Source organism: Methanospirillum hungatei (assembly GCF_020216685.1).
In the GTDB taxonomy this organism is placed as follows: Archaea; Halobacteriota; Methanomicrobia; order Methanomicrobiales; family Methanospirillaceae; genus Methanospirillum; species Methanospirillum hungatei_B.
Map to the genome: position 1 here is coordinate 1 of NZ_JAIWNS010000291.1, position 3,181 is coordinate 3,181.

Genomic DNA, 3,181 nt, shown 5'->3' on the forward strand with positions numbered 1-3,181 from the left:
TATTTCCTGGAAAAACGGGACATAAAGAACGATGAGAATAATGATGAGTTCACTGGCAATACCAGCCCATACCATTCTGTTTGTAAAAAACCCGATTTTAAGAATAGAACTTCGTTCTGTCCGGTGTGCAAGAACATTTCCAATCTGGGTGGTCACAACTGCTGCAAGAGCCATTCCTACCGCAGAGTGATAGAGAGGGCCTTCTGCAGGCAGATCGAAAATTATTCCCCAGTATCCGTTTGTCCAGTACTGATATAAAAAGGCAGACATCACAGCAAAGCTCTGTATCGGTCCAAGCCAGAGGTAAGACCGAAGAAGAAGTGACCGGGTGATGACATGCTCTCTCAGGTTCCTGGGCGGTTTATCCATGATCCCCGGCTCAGGCGGTTCAGACCCAAGAGCAAGGGCCGGGACGAGATCGGTTCCAAGATCGATGGTAAGAATTGGCATCACATCAAGAGCCAGTGGGATTCGTCCCTTGCTGAATGCAAAGAGGATAAACGGAACCGCCTCAGGGGTATTACTGGTGAAGATATAACCAGTGAACTTCTTAATATTGGCGTAGACTGCCCGGCCTTCCTCTATAGCATTGACGATGGATGCAAAGTTATCATCGGTAAGGACCATGTCTGCAGCCTCTTTCGCAACATCAGTCCCTGATATTCCCATTGCTACCCCGATATCCGCTTTTTTTAAAGCAGGTGCATCATTCACCCCATCTCCTGTAACAGCAACAATCTCCCCGGATTCACGCAAGACTTCAACTACCCTGAGTTTATGCTCAGGGGCGACCCGTGCAAAGATAACCTCATCTGACAAGGCCTGTTTGAGGTCATCATTATCCATCTGATCAAGTTCCACCCCGGTGATGATGCGAGGAGTATCACCGGTTATTATCCCGATACGCCGGGCAATACTCTTAGCCGTAAGGCCATAATCACCGGTTATCATGATAATCCTGATACGGGCATGATGGCATTTTTTCACGGCCAGTGCAACTTCAGGACGGGGTGGATCCATCATCGCAACAAGGCCGAGGAATGTCATATTATGCTCCACATCTTCAGCATTTTCCGGAGTAATATCGCCGGTGAGATTTTTCCGTGCAATTCCCAGAACACGAAGTCCTTGTTCGGCAAATGAGTCATTGACCTCCATTATCCGGGCTCTTTTCTCTTCGGTTAACAAAACCGATTCTCCATTCTCCATAATAGTTGAGGAGATCTCAAGGACTGCCTTTGGAGCACCTTTCAGGTAACAGATGAGAGAATTTTCTGCAAGATGCAGGGTACTCATGCATTTTCTTCTGGAGTCAAAGGGAAATTCCCGAACCCGTGGGGAGCGATGGTTCTCCTCTTCATAATGAATCCCGGACTTTCCTGCCGCAACAAGGATTGCAGCTTCGGTTGGATCACCAAGTATGGTCCACTGGGGATTTGCAGAATCAGGAGCTATAAGTCGTGCATTTGAACAGAGAACACCGGCTCTGAATAATTCTCTCAGAGCATCCATACTCATCTGATTCACCGGTTTATCAGGGGTAACCTCCCCTTCCGGGCCATACCCCACTCCGGTCATCGAAAAGAAAGCACCTGGGATCCATATCCGGGTAACGGTCATCTCATTCTGAGTCAGTGTCCCGGTTTTGTCAGTGCAGATGACACTAGTACAGCCCAGAGTCTCCACCGCTGATAAGCGTTTGATAAGGGCATTTCGTTTTGCCATCCGTTGCGAACCCCGGGCAAGGGCAAGGGTGACCGTCGGGAGTAATCCTTCAGGAACGAATGCAACAATCATCCCGAGAGCAAAGATAAAACTTTCAGCAAGGGTTACGGTTGTCAGAGTTATGAGCATGAGAAAAAAAAGAATCCCGATACTGACCGCAACGATTGTGACCATCCTGGTGACATGGACCATCTCCTGCTGCAGGGGACTTTTCTCCTCTTCTATCCCCTGGGTGAGATGAGCAACCTTTCCAAATTCGGTGGCCATTCCTGTGGTTGTCACCAGCGCAAGCCCTGTCCCGGATACCACATTGGTTCCTGCAAAGACCAGGTTCTGATACTCAATCTTTGAGATATCTGTCTCATATGATGGATCGGCAGTCTTCTTTACCGGATGGGACTCACCTGTTAACGTGGACTGATCTATCCTGAGCTCTGATGCTTCCACCAGCCGGCCATCTGCAGAGATATGATCCCCTTCTGCAAGTACCATAAGATCACCGGGAACCAGATCTTCAGCAGCAATCTCGATAGTGACACCACTCCGAATAACTCGGACCCTGACGGGAAGAAGCTGCATCAGTGCATCCGCAGCCTTCTCAGCTCTGAACTCCTGCCAGAAGGAGAAAAGACCATTGATGATATTTACCATCCAGACCGCTGCTGCAAGCTGTGGCATCTGTGCAATCAACGCTACAATCCCACCAGTCCACAGAAGAATTGCCATAAGATGTGTGAAGTTGGCAAGAAAACGAATATAGACTGATTTTTTCTTCGAACGAATCAGAGTATTTTTTCCATAAATCGTGAGACGATTACGGCATTCTGCAGGATCGAGCCCGGAGGGGCCGGACGAGTACCGGGAGTATATCTCCTGAATAGAGACTGCATAATCCGGTTTTGAATGCTCTTTTGTCTCCATGATAGCTCATGATGGGACGTATGATATGCTGCTGTGCAGATATATGCTGAATGATACCTATGAGATAATAAAAAGAACTGATAGTCTAATTGGCCTTATGTAAAAAATTGCTAATTTTGTTTTAAATAAATTTTTATTTTAAAATATCCTTGTAAATCAGAATGCCGGACGAACCAATCAAAATATTACATTCATCTTGTCATGGAGGAAAGAAATCAGGTATGAACAGAATAAACCGATTGCAACTCTGATTGGATATTAACATGAAGAAAAAAACATATTCTTTCTGTACCTCAACCAGATAAATCGAGGTTTTTTTAAAAATTAAGTTGATTCTGATATTTATAAGGAAGTATCGGGATATCTTTAAGTGAGGAGATGAACCACCACGGAAACCGAACGATTGAACCTGTAGACGGATAAGCAATGCCAGGAGCGACCTGATGTATGAGTCAACTTTTCGGCGTGCCGGGTATCTGTGAAGGGGTTTGTCTGAAGATACCTCATACCCATCGGATGCGTTCGTGATCGTATA

General features: G+C 46.4%; 1 protein-coding gene. It reads right to left on the reverse strand.

From position 1 onward, the window contains the following. On the reverse strand, window positions 1-2,646 hold a 2,646-nt coding region (locus LDL35_RS15100), incomplete at its 3' end, for a cation-transporting P-type ATPase (RefSeq protein ID WP_304024028.1). Window positions 2,647-3,181 lie beyond the last annotated feature (535 nt).